The organism is Streptomyces sp. HUAS TT7 (assembly GCF_051550175.1).
Lineage (GTDB): Bacteria > Actinomycetota > Actinomycetes > Streptomycetales > Streptomycetaceae > Streptomyces.
Map to the genome: position 1 here is coordinate 2,818,677 of NZ_CP196175.1, position 13,876 is coordinate 2,832,552.

16 protein-coding genes are annotated in these 13,876 nt (G+C 71.7%); 5 read left to right on the forward strand and 11 right to left on the reverse strand.

Annotation, left to right across the window (positions count from 1 at the left end; genetic code table 11):
- Positions 1-31: 31 nt before the first annotated feature.
- Entirely contained in the window at positions 32-364 is a 333-nt protein-coding gene (locus ACSHXC_RS12410) for an ATP/GTP-binding protein (RefSeq protein WP_189963712.1), read from the reverse strand.
- 216 nt (positions 365-580) lie between these two features.
- Here ACSHXC_RS12410 and ACSHXC_RS12415 point away from each other — a divergent pair, with 216 nt between their 5' ends.
- Positions 581-1,618, forward strand: a complete 1,038-nt coding sequence (locus ACSHXC_RS12415; RefSeq protein ID WP_438291643.1) for an LLM class flavin-dependent oxidoreductase — start codon at positions 581-583, stop codon at positions 1,616-1,618.
- Positions 1,619-1,697: 79 nt separating this feature from the next.
- On the opposite strand, the gene ACSHXC_RS12420 is transcribed toward ACSHXC_RS12415, so the two are convergent.
- Positions 1,698-2,090 carry an SCO5389 family protein gene (locus tag ACSHXC_RS12420; protein WP_053727014.1) on the reverse strand — a complete coding sequence of 131 codons (393 nt, stop codon included), beginning with the start codon at positions 2,088-2,090 and terminating at the stop codon, positions 1,698-1,700.
- A gap of 227 nt (positions 2,091-2,317) precedes the next feature.
- On the opposite strand from ACSHXC_RS12420, the gene nucS reads away from it, so the two are divergent.
- Positions 2,318-2,989 carry an endonuclease NucS gene (gene nucS, locus ACSHXC_RS12425; RefSeq protein WP_189963708.1) on the forward strand — a complete coding sequence of 224 codons (672 nt, stop codon included), beginning with the start codon at positions 2,318-2,320 and terminating at the stop codon, positions 2,987-2,989.
- A 110-nt stretch (positions 2,990-3,099) separates the two neighbouring features.
- Here nucS and ACSHXC_RS12430 read toward each other — a convergent pair whose 3' ends face one another.
- The 4 genes from ACSHXC_RS12430 to ACSHXC_RS12445 form a co-directional block, all read right to left on the reverse strand.
- Positions 3,100-5,646 (reverse strand): ATP-binding protein, encoded by a 2,547-nt coding sequence (locus ACSHXC_RS12430; protein ID WP_438291645.1) that lies wholly within the window; start codon positions 5,644-5,646, stop codon positions 3,100-3,102.
- Between the two features lie 250 nt (positions 5,647-5,896).
- The gene (locus ACSHXC_RS12435; protein WP_114038189.1) at positions 5,897-6,220 is read right to left on the reverse strand and encodes an STAS domain-containing protein; all 324 of its coding nucleotides are present in this window, start codon (positions 6,218-6,220) and stop codon (positions 5,897-5,899) included.
- Positions 6,221-6,354: 134 nt separating this feature from the next.
- Positions 6,355-7,203: a 3-hydroxyacyl-CoA dehydrogenase family protein gene (locus tag ACSHXC_RS12440; protein ID WP_438291646.1), complete on the reverse strand. Its 849-nt coding sequence runs from the start codon at positions 7,201-7,203 to the stop codon at positions 6,355-6,357.
- Between the two features lie 135 nt (positions 7,204-7,338).
- Positions 7,339-7,980, reverse strand: coding sequence for a TetR/AcrR family transcriptional regulator (locus ACSHXC_RS12445; protein WP_438291647.1), 642 nt, complete (start codon positions 7,978-7,980; stop codon positions 7,339-7,341).
- An 82-nt stretch (positions 7,981-8,062) separates the two neighbouring features.
- Here ACSHXC_RS12445 and ACSHXC_RS12450 point away from each other — a divergent pair, with 82 nt between their 5' ends.
- The 3 genes from ACSHXC_RS12450 to ACSHXC_RS12460 are packed head-to-tail and all read left to right on the forward strand — an operon-like array spanning position 8,063 to position 10,202.
- Positions 8,063-8,845 (forward strand): ABC transporter ATP-binding protein, encoded by a 783-nt coding sequence (locus ACSHXC_RS12450; RefSeq protein WP_438291648.1) that lies wholly within the window; start codon positions 8,063-8,065, stop codon positions 8,843-8,845.
- Between the two features lie 9 nt (positions 8,846-8,854).
- Complete coding sequence (locus tag ACSHXC_RS12455) at positions 8,855-9,616, forward strand: ABC transporter permease (protein WP_438291649.1); 762 nt, start codon at positions 8,855-8,857, stop codon at positions 9,614-9,616.
- A gap of 13 nt (positions 9,617-9,629) precedes the next feature.
- Positions 9,630-10,202 carry a cob(I)yrinic acid a,c-diamide adenosyltransferase gene (locus ACSHXC_RS12460; protein WP_438291650.1) on the forward strand — a complete coding sequence of 191 codons (573 nt, stop codon included), beginning with the start codon at positions 9,630-9,632 and terminating at the stop codon, positions 10,200-10,202.
- 150 nt (positions 10,203-10,352) lie between these two features.
- Here ACSHXC_RS12460 and ACSHXC_RS12465 read toward each other — a convergent pair whose 3' ends face one another.
- Genes ACSHXC_RS12465 through ACSHXC_RS12485 form a run of 5 tightly spaced genes read right to left on the reverse strand, consistent with a single transcriptional unit; the run spans position 10,353 to position 13,827 of the window.
- The gene (locus tag ACSHXC_RS12465; RefSeq protein ID WP_438291651.1) at positions 10,353-10,526 is read right to left on the reverse strand and encodes a hypothetical protein; all 174 of its coding nucleotides are present in this window, start codon (positions 10,524-10,526) and stop codon (positions 10,353-10,355) included.
- Between the two features lie 14 nt (positions 10,527-10,540).
- Positions 10,541-10,957, reverse strand: coding sequence for a hypothetical protein (locus ACSHXC_RS12470; RefSeq protein ID WP_438291652.1), 417 nt, complete (start codon positions 10,955-10,957; stop codon positions 10,541-10,543).
- A gap of 58 nt (positions 10,958-11,015) precedes the next feature.
- Complete coding sequence (locus ACSHXC_RS12475; protein WP_438291653.1) at positions 11,016-12,479, reverse strand: sensor histidine kinase; 1,464 nt, start codon at positions 12,477-12,479, stop codon at positions 11,016-11,018.
- Entirely contained in the window at positions 12,476-13,171 is a 696-nt protein-coding gene (locus ACSHXC_RS12480; protein WP_438291654.1) for a response regulator transcription factor, read from the reverse strand. Before ACSHXC_RS12480 ends, ACSHXC_RS12475 begins: the two co-directional genes overlap by 4 nt.
- Before the next feature lie 23 nt (positions 13,172-13,194).
- Complete coding sequence (locus ACSHXC_RS12485) at positions 13,195-13,827, reverse strand: hypothetical protein (protein ID WP_438291656.1); 633 nt, start codon at positions 13,825-13,827, stop codon at positions 13,195-13,197.
- Positions 13,828-13,876: the final 49 nt, after the last annotated feature.

The window sequence follows — 13,876 nt, forward strand, 5'->3', positions numbered from 1 at the left end:
CAAGGGCGTTCGCCCCTCGGCCGAGGGCCGTTCAGTACCTCGGCGCGTTCCTGGACCGCTGCACCCGCGTGGTGCGGCGGTCCTTCGCGTTCCAGCAGGCCTTGTGCCAGTGCCTGCGCTCGTCGACGCCCGCGTACTCGGGCCAGGCGACCAGGTGCGGCGCGCCCGACGGGATCTCCTGGTCGCAGCCGGGGCAGCGGTACCGCTTGCCCGCGGCACTGGCCCCCGCCACATGCCGGACCGACCACTCCTCCCCCTGCCAGGACTCGGTGCCCTGCAGCCCGAAACGGTCGCCCCCCTCCGTCCGGTTCTCGGACTCGGTCGGCTTCTCGCCGCCCTTGGGGCGGTTGCGGCGCGGGGACACGTAGACACCTCACGGGGCGGGTCGGACGTTTCTCTCCAGCCTAGGCCCCCGCACGACGGGTACCCGCACGGGTAGGGCGTGCCAGAGTCACCCGTCAGAGGGACTCTTAGCCGACAATCGCAAGAAGTTGGCGTCAGACCGTGCCTTTGGCACTTGTCAGACGTTCTTGCCAGTAAGAGGGGGAGAGCTGCGTCGGCCGCAAGGAGGCAGAAGGCCATGCGTGTGGGAACTTTTGTACTGGCAGCCCAGTTCCCGGGCCAGGGGCAGGGAGAAACGCTCCATCGTGCGGTCAGGTCCGCCGAGGTGGCCGAGGAATCCGGCCTTGACTCGGTGTGGCTGGCCGAACATCACTTCGTACCGTACGGCGTGTGCCCGTCGGCTGTGACGCTGGCGGCGTTATTGCTCGGGCGTACGAAACGGATCAGGGTCGGCACCGCGGTCACCGTGCTGCCGACCGCACACCCGGTGGCGCTCGGCGAACAGGCCGCGCTGCTGCACCTCACCTCCGGCGGGCGGTTCACGCTCGGCGTGGGGCGCGGCGGGCCATGGGTCGACCTGGAGGTGTTCGGCTCGGGCCTCAGGGCGTACGAGGAGGGCTTTCCGGAGTCGCTCGATCTGCTCCTGCGCTGGCTGCGCGAGCCCCGCGTGGCCGGCCTGGGGGAACGATTCACCTTCCGGGAGGTCCCGGTCGTGCCGAGGCCCGACGAGATCCTGGACGGCGGTCCCGACGACGCCTGTCCCGAGGTGGTCGTGGCCTGCACGTCACCGAGGAGCGTGAAGCTGGCCGCGGACCGCGGGCTGCCGATGCTGCTCGGGATGCACTGCGGCGACGAGGAGAAGGCCGAGATGGTCGCGCTGTGGCGCCGGGAGGCGCGTGCGGCGGGCCACACGGCGGAGAAGGTGGCGACGGCGGGCCATGTGTCGGCCGGCGTCGCCCAGATCGCCGACCGCCGGGCCGAGGCCGCGGAGACGCTCCTCAAGTCGATGCCGGGCTGGCTGAAGCAGGGGCTTGACGCCCATGTGACGGTCGACGGCCGTCATCGCGCGATGCGCGACCCGGTGGCGTACACCGAACTCCTCTGCGGGCTGCACCCGGTCGGCACCGCGCGCCTGGCCGCGGACCGCCTGGCGGCCACCTCCGAACGCACGGGCATCACCCGCTTCGCCCTCCTGGTGGAGGGCTCGGGCGATCTGGCGGCGACGGAGGAGAACGTACGGCGCCTCGGCGCGGAGGTGCTGCCGATGCTGAGCTAGCGAATGCCGGGCGGTGGCTCAAACAGCCACCGCCCCGCGTCAGTTGCACCTCCCGCGACGCGGAGCGGCAGCCAAGACGTCAGCAGTCCCGAAGCTCCGGAGACTGGTTGAGCAGCTGACCCCTGATCGAGGTGAAGCGGGCGAGCCGCTCATCGGATGAGGGGTCCAGAGGGAACACCGCGACACGGTGGCAGTTCTGGAACGCCAGACGGACACCGAAGTGCCGCTGGAGCGCACCGCGAATGGCGTCACTCGCAAGGGCACGCAGCAGCTGGCCGCGCGCCTGCTCGTCCGGCGGTGGCGTCTGGTTGTCGGCGAACTCTCCGCCGTCGACCTTCAGCTGTGCCACCAGAGAGCTGATCATCTCCCACGCGTAGGGCAGGGAGGTCCGGACGCAGTCGACGAAGGCGGCTTCGTCGACCTCGCCTCGCTCGGCCTGTTCGAGTAGGGCCGGTGAGACGTCGAGCGACATGGTTTCTCCTCTCGCGACCCCGGGGAGCGGGGCCTTACGGGCAGGGAAAGGGAGCATGACGGCCGTATCTCCCGACACGCAGCGTGCGCGGCCGACAACCTCCCGCTTCCACGGTAGGCGCGATGTCCGGCCCGTGGCAGGTACTTGGCACATAACCGGCCAACAACGAACAGTGCACTCCTGGGCGAATCGCGTTCGGCGGGGGGAGTCGAGTAGCGTTGCCCACCATGCGTCTCGTCATCGCCCGCTGCTCCGTCGACTATGCGGGCCGCCTCACCGCCCACCTGCCCTCCGCCCCCCGTCTCATCCTCGTGAAGGCGGACGGCAGCGTCTCCATCCACGCTGACGACCGGGCCTACAAGCCCCTCAACTGGATGTCTCCGCCGTGCACCCTCAAGGAGGGCTCGGGGGACGACGAGGGCGTCTGGACCGTCATCAACAAGGCGGGCGAGAAGCTCATCATCACGATGGAGGAGGTCATCCACGACTCCTCCCACGAACTCGGCGTGGACCCTGGCCTGATCAAGGACGGCGTGGAAGCGCACCTCCAGGAGCTGCTCGCCGATCGGATCGAGACGCTCGGCGAGGGATACACCCTGATCCGCCGCGAATACCCCACGGCCATCGGCCCGGTGGACATCCTGTGTCGGGACGGTGACGGCAAGACCGTCGCGATCGAGATCAAGCGGCGCGGCGAGATCGACGGCGTGGAGCAGCTGACCCGCTATCTGGAGCTGCTCAACCGCGACCCGCACCTCGCTCCGGTCCAGGGCGTCTTCGCGGCCCAGGAGATCAAGCCCCAGGCCCGCGTCCTCGCCACCGACCGCGGCATCGGCTGCGTCGTGCTGGACTACGACGCCCTGCGCGGCATCGAGGACGACAAGCTCCGGCTGTTCTGAGCGTACGTACGAGAAGGGGCCCGCAGAGTGCTGCGGGCCCCTTCTCGTGCTGTACGGGGTCTTACGCGGGCCCCGGTGGCGACCGAGGGTGTCGAGGTCGCCGGGGCGCTCTAGGCGGGGCCGGTTGACGTCGTCGGCGGCTTGGACGCGGCCGGCGCGCTCGACGTCGGGGGTTTGGGGGCCGGGCTCGAAGGCGGCGGCGGCTTGGTCGAGGGTGGCGGCGGGCTGCTGCCCCCGCTGCTCGCCGGCGACGACGGAGGGGTCGGCGTCGAGGAGCTGGGCGACGGGGTGGTGGACTTGCTCGGCGACGGGCTGGGCGCCGTCGAGTGCGACGGCTTGCCCGAGCCCGAGGGCTTGCTCGGCGTGGGCGGCTTGGACGGCGTCGAAGGCCCGGTCGACGGCTTGCCCGGGGTGCTCGGACTGCCGCTGGTGCCCGGGACCGGCTGCCCGGAGGCGCCCGGCTTGCTGCTGGCGCCGGGCTTGCTCGGGCTCGCGGGACCACCGCCCTTGTTGTCACCCGGCTTGGCGCTGTCGGCCGGGTTGTTGGGGTCGGCGTTCAGGCCGCCGCTGCCGTCGTCCTCATTGGCCGACTGCTGCTGCTTGACGTGGTCGCCCTGGCCGTCGCCGTCGCTGTTGGAGGTCGCGCCCAGGGTGACGACCGTGCCGAGCACCGCGGCGAGCAGCGCGCCGGCGCCGGCCGCGATGAGGTTGCGCCGGGCACCGCCGAACAGCGTGCGCCGCGCCTTGGGCATGGCGGCGCCGACCGGGGTGTCCCGCCGGGTGATCAACGTGACGCCGGGGACCGGGAGTTGGGCGGTCACCGCGGCCGGGGGAACGCCCACGGGCGGCGCCTTGGGCTCCTCGTGGCGGGCCGGTGGCGCCACTTCCCCGGCGGGGGTGCGCCCGCCCGGGAGCAGGCCGCCGGAGCGGTCCTCGACCAGCGCGAGCGCCCGGCGGCCGGCGACGGTGCCGCGCTTGTCGGCGAGCGCGCCGCGCAGGCCGATGGAGGCCTCCAGCTCGGCGCGGGCCCGGTCCAGGCCGCCGTTGCAGAGCGCGAGGACGCCCAACTCGTGGTGGAAGTAGGCCTCCTCGGCCACCTCGCCGGTGAGCCGGGCGGCCTCGGACCCGACGCGCAGGGTGCGCTCCCAGGCGCCCCAGTGCAGCCCGGCGGCGAAGGCGGGCGCGGCGGTGCGGGCCAGCTTGACCGCGGTGGCGGGGTGTTCGCCCTGGTCGCCGGGTACGAGCGCGCTCAACGAGGCGAGCACCGCGTCCGCCTCGACGGCGGCCCGTTCGGGGGTGACCGAGGGGTGCCCGGTCCACCAGGTGTAGTGCTGGGCGGCGGCGTGGGCCCGCTCGGCGGAGTCGGTGGCGTACCCGGTGTTCTCCAGCTGGGTGAGCACTCCGGCGGCGAGCCGGTAGCGGGGGCCGACCGGGGACAGGAGTCCGCTGTCGAGGAGTTCGCCGAGGGCGGCGTCCGCGTGGGTGTCGCCGACCAGGGCGGGCAGGTGCGCCTGGTGCGGCACCTCGCCACCGAGTGCGACCGCGAATCGCAGGGTGGCCCGGGCGGCCTCGCTCAGCCGGGAGGCGAGCAGGGCCGCGGGGGCCGCGCCCTCGCCGAGCGTGGGCAGCGGAATCTCGCGGCCCTCGCCCGAGAACACCGAGACCTCGCCGGGCTCTTCCATCGGAAAGCCGTACGGATCGAGGGAGTTGGGGTCGCCGCGCAGATGGTCGCGCTGGCGCAGCAGGGCGCCGGCCTGGACGAAGCGCAGCGGCAGGCCCTCGGACTCGAACCAGAGGTCGCCCGCCCAGTTGGCCTCCTCGTCGGTCAGCGCCCGGTCGACGGCCTGCTCCAGGAGTTCGAGCGAGGCGCTGCGGCCGAGGCCGGACAGGAAGACCTCTTCGACGTGCGAGTCGGACTGCGGCGCGGGCACGTCGGGGGTCGCGGCGAGGACATAGGCGCACTCGGGCGTGGCCATGAGCAGTTCTTCGAGGGTGGCCCCGCCGAATTCGAGGTCGTCGAGCACGACGACGGCACCGATCTCGTGCACCCGCTCCAGGAGCGCGGCCCGGTCGGGCCGGTGCAGGGGGGCGTGGAACACCGTGGTGTACAGCTCGTAAAGGAGCTCGGTGGGGGTGCGGCGGTGGCCCGAGAGGCGTACGACGCCGTCGGGGGCGAGCTCGGCGCAGTCGGCGGCGACGGCGTCGAGCAGGGCGCTGCGCCCGGAGCCCGCGGGCCCGGTGAGCCGCACGGAGCGGCCGCGGCCGAGGAGGCGTACGAGCCTGGCGCGTTCCTCCTGCCGTTCGAGGAGGGCGGGGGTGGGTGTCATCAGGCCCGGCGGCAGCGGCGGCCGGGCGGCTCTCTCGCCCTCGGCCCGCTCGGCGGCGCTGCGCCGTACCGCACGGCCGGGTATCGCGCCCGGCGGGCAGTTCTCGATCTCGCTGCCGTCGACCGGATTGACCGTGAGCAGGAAGTCGCCGGAGACGAGCTGGACGGTGCGGGCGAGTCCTGCCGCGCGCGGTCCGAACTCGGGTGTGACGGGCTCCCTGTCGCGCGGCGGGCGCTGCGGTCCGGCGCCCGGTTCCGCGTGTGCGCCCGCAACGCCGGCCGTGTCGTCGGCATGGTTGAACTCTTCCGGTCCCCGGTTCATCGGGTCCATGGTGAAAGCCCCCCAGATGCGTGGTGCGTAAGGATTGCCCCTCCCGGCCCTTACGCACTTCGCTCTTCGCTGTCGCTTCTGGTCCGGTGCCCGCCGTGTGGGTTCGTCGATCGGCGGGAAGCCGAACCCTAGACCTGCGGACAGTATCTATGAACAGGCGGGGTGCCGCCCCGCCCAAGACGTCACAGTCTCGTGAGGATTGCGCGCGGAGTCCGTTTCCCGCGCTCCTGTTACGACAACTCCCCAGTTTCTACACGCGGGGCAGGGCCTCGGCGGCGATGCCGCCCTCGATCGCGAGGATGCGGTGCAGCCGGGTGGCGACCAGGAGCCGCTGCATCTGGGGCGGTACACCGCGCAGCACCAGGCGCCGGCCGCACCGCCCGGCCCGGCGGTGCGCTCCCATGATCACGCCGAGTCCGGTGGCGTCCCACGAGTCCAGTTCGGTGAGGTCGAGCACGAGGTCTCCGGCCCCGTCGTCGACCGCCGAGTGCAGGGCCGTACGGGCGTCCGCCGCGCTGCGGACGTCGAGGCGGCCCCCGACGACCAGCTCGACGTGGTCGCCCCTGATGTGCATATGCGCTCCCGAGAGTGCTCTGGCTTTCCAACCGACTCAACAACTGACTGCCCCACGGCCGCAGAAGTTGCCGCCCGTGAGCGAACCGATACCTAATTCACCCCTTGGAGTGAGGGCTTCGGGCTGTCGGCGGTTCAGTGCTTGTAGAAGCCCTGCCCGCTCTTGCGACCGATGTCACCCGCGTCCACCATCCGGCGCATCAGCTCCGGCGGGGCGAACTTCTCGTCCTGGGACTCCGTGTAGATGTTGCTGGTGGCGTGCAGCAGGATGTCGACGCCCGTGAGATCGGCGGTGGCGAGCGGGCCCATCGCGTGGCCGAAGCCCAGCTTGCAGGCGAGGTCGATGTCCTCTGCGGTGGCCACGCCCGATTCGTACAGCTTGGCCGCCTCGACGACGAGCGCCGAGATGAGGCGGGTGGTCACGAAGCCGGCCACGTCGCGGTTGACCACGATGCAGGTCTTGCCGACCGACTCGGCGAACTCCCGCGCGGTGGCGAGGGTTTCGTCGCTGGTCTTGTAGCCGCGCACCAGCTCGCACAGCTGCATCATCGGGACCGGCGAGAAGAAGTGGACGCCGACGACCCGCTCGGGGTGCTCGGTGGCCGCCGCGATCTTGGTGATCGGGATGGCGGAGGTGTTGGAGGCGAGCACGGACTCCGGGCGCACGATCTTGTCGAGCGTGCGGAAGATCTCGTGCTTGACCTCCAGCTTCTCGAAGACGGCCTCGACGACGACGTCGGCGTCGGCGGCCGCGTCCAGGTCGGTGGTCGTGGTGATGCGGGCGAGGGCCGCCTCGGCGTCCTCGGCGGCCAGCCTGCCCTTGCTCACGAACTTGTCGTACGAGGCCTTGATGCCGTCGGTGCCCCGGGTGAGGGCTTCGTCGGTGACGTCGCGCAGGACGACGTCCCAGCCCGCCTGGGCCGAGACCTGCGCGATACCGGACCCCATGAGTCCGGCTCCGATGACGGCGAGCTTCCTGGCCACGACACTTCCCTCCAACAGGTTTCCACCCAAGCCTTCTTGGCGGAGGCTATCGGCCGGGCGGCCTTCTGGGAGTGCTAAGAGATGCGCGTCACGTCTCAGATGACGGACATCACACCGGACGGCGTGAGGTGGGTCTCAGCGGGCGCCCCGTACGGCGTAGTTGAGCACCTTGTCCCCCAGGAGTCCCTCCATCTCGTCGATCAGGACGAGCACCTCGCGGGAGACCGCCTTGGGGTCGCGGCCGGCCATCATCTCGCGGCTGATGGCGGCCATCGCCGTCGTGTGGACCCAGTTGATCTGCCCCGCGACCAGTGAGGGCAGCGCCTCCTCGGGCGGCGCGCCGACCTCCTCGCGCAGGGTCGCGTCCAGGTTGTCCAGGACCTCCTGGCCCACCGCCCACAGCCGGGCCTTGAGCGCGGGCGAGTCGTGGATGACGGCCATGAACCGGCTGTAGCCCTCCATCAGACCGACCCGGGGCGAGACCGACTCGACCTCGGCGCGCAGCTCGCGCAGCACCGCCTCGGCGGCCGACTCCCCCTCGTCGCGGCCGCGCACCCAGCGCGAGAGCCGGTCGACGATGCCCCTGCTGCGGTCGAGGAACAGGTCCTCCTTGGCGGGGAAGTAGTTGTAGACGGTGTTCACGGACACGTCGGCCACCTCGGCGATCTCGGCGATCGTGACCGCCTCGAAGCCGCGCTCCATGAAGAGCCCGGTGGCCAGGTCCGAGATCCGCTGCCTGGTCTCGCGCTTCTTCCGCTCCCTGAGCCCTTCTGCCATGCCCCCAGCCTAGGCGATCCTCTGCACTCTCTTAAATTTTGGAGCCATTGCAAAATTTAAGTGCCTCTGTTTTTCTTGACTCATGGCAATCATCAGCACGGCCGGGCTCGCCCGGACCTTCCAGAGCAAGGCAGGACCGGTCGAGGCGGTGCGCGGCATCGACCTGACGGTGCGGGCCGGCGAGATCCTCGGCTTCCTCGGCCCCAACGGCGCGGGCAAGACCACCACGCTGCGGATGCTCACCACGCTGCTCCCGCCGACCGGGGGAGCCGCGACCGTGGCCGGCCACGACCTGTTGCGCGACCCCGGCGCGGTGCGGCGCGCCTGCGGATACGTGGCCCAGTCCGGCGGCGTCGACCCGAACATCTCCGTACGCGAGGAACTGGTCACCCAGGGCCGCCTCTACCGGCTGAGCAAGGCCAAAGCCGCCCTGCGGGCAAGGGAGTTGGCGGCCGCCCTCGGCCTCGACGGGCTCCTGGAGCGCAAGACCGCGGCGCTCTCCGGCGGCCAGCGGCGCCGCCTCGACATCGCGATGGGGCTGATGCACCGGCCCGCCGTGCTCTTCCTCGACGAGCCGACCACCGGCCTCGACCCGGGCAGCCGGGCCGACCTGTGGGACCTGGTCCGCAGGATCCGCGCCGACCACGGCACCACCGTCTTCCTCACCACCCACTACCTCGACGAAGCCGACGCGCTCGCCGACCGCCTGGTGATCGTCGACAAGGGCGTGATCGTGGCCGAGGGCACGCCGACCGACCTCAAGACCCGGTACGCGGGCGGCCCCGACGCCTCGCTCCAGGACGCCTTCCTCGCCATCACCGGGCGCAGCGCCGCGCCGCAGGAATCCACCCCCGTAGCCGTCTAGGACTCCCCCATGACCGCCTCACCGCTGCTCTCCGACACCGCGCTGATCTTCGGCAGGTACGCCCGCCAGACCCTGCGCTCGAAGTTCCAGATCCTCTTCGGCGTGCTGATGCCGCTGCTCTACCTGCTCTTCTTCGGCCCGCTCCTGACCCATATGCCGCTCGGCTCGAACGGCAGCTCCTGGCAGGTGCTGGTACCCGGCCTGCTGCTCCAACTCGGCCTTTTCGGCGCCTCGTTCGCGGGGTTCGCGCTCATCATCGAGAACAGCTGGGGCGTCGTGGAGCGCATGCGCGTCACCCCCGTCTCGCGCCTGGCCCTGCTGCTCGGCCGGGTTCTGCGGGACTCCGTACTGTTCGTCTTCCAGGCCGTACTGCTGGTCCTCGCCGCCCTGGTGATGGGCCTGCGCGCGCCACTCGCCGGGATCCTCATCGGCTTCGCCTTCGTGGCCCTGCTCACACTGTCGCTGGCCTCCCTCTCGTACGCGCTGGCCATGAAGGTGCGCACCCCGCAGGGGTTCGGCCCGGCGATCAACTCCATCGCCATGCCGTCGATGCTGCTCTCCGGCCTGATGCTGCCCATGACGCTCGCGCCCGCCTGGCTGAACGTGCTGTCCCACTTCATGCCGTTCCGCTACCTGGTGGACGCGGTGCGCTCCGCGTATCTCGGCTCGTACGCCACCACGACCATGCTGTACGGGGCCCTGGTGGCAGTCGGTTTCGCGGTGCTGGCCGTGACGGTGGGCACACGCGTCTTCCGGACGGCCGGAGCGTAACTACTCTGGCCGCATGGTCAATCTGACGCGCATCTACACCCGCACCGGCGACCAGGGCACGACCGCCCTCGGCGACATGAGCCGGACCGCCAAGACCGATCTGCGGATCTCGGCGTACGCCGACACCAATGAGGCCAATGCCGTCATCGGCACGGCCATCGCGCTCGGGCAGCTTCCCGAGGAGGTCGTGAAGGTGCTGGTCCGGGTGCAGAACGACCTGTTCGACGTGGGCGCGGACCTCGCCACGCCGGTCGTCGAGAACCCGGAGTACCCGCCGCTGCGGGTGGAGCAGTCCTACGTGGACAAGCTGGAGGCGGACTGCGACCGCTTCCTGGAGGAGCTGGAGAAGCTGCGCAGCTTCATCCTGCCCGGCGGCACGCCCGGCGCGGCGCTGCTGCACCAGGCGTGCACGGTGGTGCGACGAGCCGAGCGCTCGACGTGGGCGGCGCTGGAGGTCCACGGCGCCGTCATGAACACCCTCACGGCGACCTACCTGAACCGCCTCTCCGACCTCCTGTTCATCCTGGCCCGTACGGCGAACAAGGAGGTGGGGGATGTGCTGTGGGTCCCCGGGGGTGAGAGGTAGTTCGGCGGGGTTGTGCGGTGCGGGGGTGGCTCCCCGGGGCCTTTTGCGCAGTTCCCCGCGCCCCTTAACCCGTTTTCGGCTGCGGGCCGTCGTGGTTGCTCGCGCAGTTCCCCGCGCCCCTAGCAGGGTTGGTGCCGGCCGGCTCTGGGGCTATCGGTCCGCCTGCGTGTCCGCGTCCGCCGCCGCGGCGGCCGATTCCGCGTCGCTGACCTTCTTTTCCATCTGCTGCTCGGTGCCCGAGGAAGACCCGGACTGAGGGTGGGTGTGGGCGCAGCCCGTGGCGAGCGCGGCCGTCAGGGCCGCGGCCGCCACGGCGAGAGGCACGCCGCGAGCCCGCATCACTTGGTCCCGTTGTTGTTGGCCGCACACCAGGAGGCCACGTCCTTGAGGTCCTTCTGGCGCTGCTGAAGGGTCGTCACCAGTCCCTTGCGGTAGGTGAGTTTGTGGTCGAGGTAGGTGGCGATCGCGGTGTGGCCCTCCTTCTTCGCGTTGTCCTCCCGCTGCTGCATCCGGGCCACCGAACCCAGCGTGTCCGCTCCCCCGCCGAGCCGGTTCAGGGCGCGTTCGATGCGCTTCTCGGCCTTGGGCCCGCGCTTGCAGATGGTCTTGGCGCCGTCGCCGGTGGGTGCCTTCGCGGTGGCGGTCGGCGAGGGCGTCGAGTCCGCGAAGGCGCTGGGCGCGGTGACGGTCAGTACGGCCGTCGCGGCGAGGGCTGCCGCCGCGACCCGGTGGCGGTTGAAGATGGCGTTGCGCATGGCTTGCCTCCGTGACGTACGGATTCGTGATGTACGGATTTCCGGTACGCCCCGGAGGCTAGGAACGCTCTTTGTGAGAACTCTGTGATCGCTCGGCCGTGACGCTCAACCAGTCCCGCCGGGCCGGAAGTTCGCCCTCCCTGGCCGGGCCCCCGGCGGGCAGCCGCACCGTGCACCGGGTGCCCGTCCCGCCCGGCCCCTCGCCGAGTTCCACGGTGCCGCCGTGCAGCGCCGCCTGCTGGGCGACCAGGGTCAGACCGAGCCCCGAGCCGGTGCTCGCGGGCCCCCGGTGGAAGCGGCGGAACACCTCCCGGCGGTCGGCGGGGGCGATGCCCGGACCCCGGTCGTCGACGGTGACCAGCACCTGGCCGCCCCCCAGGCCGACGGCGACCGCGATCTCGGCCCGGCCCTCCGCGTCCCTTCCATGGGCCAGCGCGTTGCCGAGAAGGTTGTCGATCAGGATCCGGATGCCCGGCTCCCAGCCGTGCACCGGCGCGGCCCCCGCGCTCAGCGTGATGATCGCGTCCGGGGCGCGCCGACGGGCCTCGGCGACGGCGGCGTCGGCGACCTCCGCCATGTCGAGCACCCGGAACGCGTCGGCCTCGACCAGGTCGCCGCGCCCCAGCTCGCGCAGCGCCACCAGCGTGCCGAGCAGCCGCGCGTGCTCGCGGCGCAGGTCCTCGACGACCTCGGCGCGCTCGGCGTCGGGGAGCCCGGGGTGGGCCAGGACGTCGAGGTTGGTGCCCATGCTCATCAGCGGGTTGCGCATCTCGTGCGAGGCGGCGGCGGAGAAGGAGCGGGCTGTGTCGAGGGCCTGCGCGGTGCGGGTCGCCTGCTCGTCGTAGCGGGCGAGGACCGTCTGGAGGGTGGCGGCCAGGTCGTCGACCTCGGCGACGTGGGTCGGCCGGTGTTCCAGACGTACCGAGGTCGTCCGGGGGTCGAGCCCGGCCGCCGCCTTGCGCAGCCTGCCCAGCGGGCGGGTCGCGCCGCTCGCGATGGCCCAGGCCAACAGCGCGGACAGCGGGGCCGCGAGCAGCGCGGTGGTGACGACGCGGTTGCGGACCAGGGCGAGCTGGGCGCGGCTCGCGGTGTCCGGCGCGAACACCCACAGGGTGCCGGAGACCTGCGCCCCCTTGACCGGCAGCGCGTACGCCCGCCAGCTGCGGCCCCCGCCGCGGATGGTGACCGGCCCGTTTCCGGGAGCGGGCAGCGCCACCGAGGCGTCGGGCTGGGGGCCGCCGCTGAACGTGCCGTCGGGTCCGATGAGCCGTACGCCGACGTCGAGCGCCGCGTTGAACAGGCGGCGCTGACGGTTCTCCTCGGCGGTCGGCCGGCCGTTGGCGGCGGCCCTCAGCAGGGTACGGGCGTCCTGGGCGACCGCGGTGGCCCGGGCCCGCAGGTGGCTGTCCTCCTCGCGGTGCAGATCGCGGGCGACCAGGGTGAACAGCAGCCAGCCGCAGGCCAGGACCAGGAGTGGCACGGTGACGCCGACGGCGAGGGCGATCCGGGTGGAGAGCTTCACGGCTGCTCCCGCAGGACGAAGCCGACGCCGCGCACGGTGTGGACGAGCCGGGGCGCGCCGTCCGCCTCCAGCTTGCGGCGCAGATAGCTGACGAAGGTGTCGACGGCGTCGGTGCGCACGTCGAAGTCGTACCCCCAGACGCGTTCGAGCAGTTGGTCCCGGCTGAGGACGAGGCCGGCGTTGCGGGCCAGGACTTCGAGGAGTGTGTACTCGCGCCGGGTGAGGTCGAGCGGGCGTCCGTCGCGCTCGGCGGTGCGGGCCGCCGGGTCGATGACGAGGCCGCAGGCCCGGACCACGTCGTGCGGGTCGGGCGGTCGGCGGCGCAGCAGGGCGTGCAGGCGCAGCACCAGCTCCTGAAGGGCGAACGGTTTGACCAGGTAGTCGTCGCCGCCCGCCTGGAGCCCGGCGATCCGGTCGGCGGTCTCGTCCAGCGCCGACAGCATCAGGACGGGCAGGTCGTGCCCGGAATCCCGCAGCGTCCGGCACACCTCGATGCCGCTCATGCCAGGCATGGACACGTCCAGGACGAGCACATCGGGCGGGCTCTGCCCGATCGCGGCGAGCGCGGCGCGGCCCCCGTCGGCGGTGCGGACCCGGAAGCCGTTCAGCCTGAGCCCCCGGTCGAGCGAGCGGCGCACCGCATCGTCGTCGTCGACGACCAGGACGTCCCCGGGACGGCTCGGCCCGCTCATCCGCGCTCCCTCACTTCAACCGGCTACCGCCGGGTCAGCGTACGGTCCTCGCCTGTGTGCGCCCCGGGCCTCTCGGACGGGGGCCTCATGAGCCGGTCGAACACCGAGGGCTTCGCCTTCGCCTCCTCCACCTTCTTCGGGAACAGCGTGTAGCTCAGCGCGATGATCACGTTGATGCCGATCACCCACAGCATCTTCTGCTGCCACATCCGCAGCGAGTCGGTGCTGCCGTCCCCTCCGACGTACCAGATCGCGGCCTGGAGCAGGGCGATCGCGATCAGGGACGCGACGGTGAAGCGGCCCGCCATCTTCCACTCGTACGCGGTCCTGGCGCTGCCCCCCTTGGGTGCCTTGGCGGGCTTCGGGCCGCCCGCGAAGCGGTAGGCGACCCAGGCGTCGGCGCGGGTCACCATGTAGTGGCCCATCCCGGCCGAGAAGCCGATGTAGACGGCGGCGAGGCCGTGCTTCCAGTCCGGCTGCCCGCCGTTCTTCAGGTCGACGGCGGTCACCACGAGCAGCACCACCTCCAGGAGCGGCTCGCACAGCAGCACCGCCACGCTCGTCCTCCGCATCCTGGCGAGGTAGCGCAGGGCGAGACCCGCGGCCAGCAGGACCCAGAAGCCGACTTCGCAGGCGATGATCAGCGTGACGATCACGGTGGTCTCCTCTCGTACTCCTCAAGGCTCGCCCGCTCCCGGCGCCCCT

What these genes read in the sequence shown, in the direction of transcription:
- nucS (WP_189963708.1), top strand. Translation starts at nt 2,318, where the DNA reads ATGCGTCTCGTCATCGCCCGCTGCTCCGTCGACTATGCGGGCCGCCTC.
- ACSHXC_RS12460 (WP_438291650.1), top strand. Translation starts at nt 9,630, where the DNA reads ATGGTCAATCTGACGCGCATCTACACCCGCACCGGCGACCAGGGCACG.
- ACSHXC_RS12420 (WP_053727014.1), bottom strand. Translation starts at nt 2,090, where the DNA reads ATGTCGCTCGACGTCTCACCGGCCCTACTCGAACAGGCCGAGCGAGGC.
- ACSHXC_RS12430 (WP_438291645.1), bottom strand. Translation starts at nt 5,646, where the DNA reads ATGGACCCGATGAACCGGGGACCGGAAGAGTTCAACCATGCCGACGAC.
- ACSHXC_RS12480 (WP_438291654.1), bottom strand. Translation starts at nt 13,171, where the DNA reads ATGAGCGGGCCGAGCCGTCCCGGGGACGTCCTGGTCGTCGACGACGAC.
- ACSHXC_RS12435 (WP_114038189.1), bottom strand. Translation starts at nt 6,220, where the DNA reads ATGCACATCAGGGGCGACCACGTCGAGCTGGTCGTCGGGGGCCGCCTC.
- ACSHXC_RS12445 (WP_438291647.1), bottom strand. Translation starts at nt 7,980, where the DNA reads ATGGCAGAAGGGCTCAGGGAGCGGAAGAAGCGCGAGACCAGGCAGCGG.
- ACSHXC_RS12470 (WP_438291652.1), bottom strand. Translation starts at nt 10,957, where the DNA reads ATGCGCAACGCCATCTTCAACCGCCACCGGGTCGCGGCGGCAGCCCTC.
- ACSHXC_RS12415 (WP_438291643.1), top strand. Translation starts at nt 581, where the DNA reads ATGCGTGTGGGAACTTTTGTACTGGCAGCCCAGTTCCCGGGCCAGGGG.
- ACSHXC_RS12450 (WP_438291648.1), top strand. Translation starts at nt 8,063, where the DNA reads ATGGCAATCATCAGCACGGCCGGGCTCGCCCGGACCTTCCAGAGCAAG.
- ACSHXC_RS12455 (WP_438291649.1), top strand. Translation starts at nt 8,855, where the DNA reads ATGACCGCCTCACCGCTGCTCTCCGACACCGCGCTGATCTTCGGCAGG.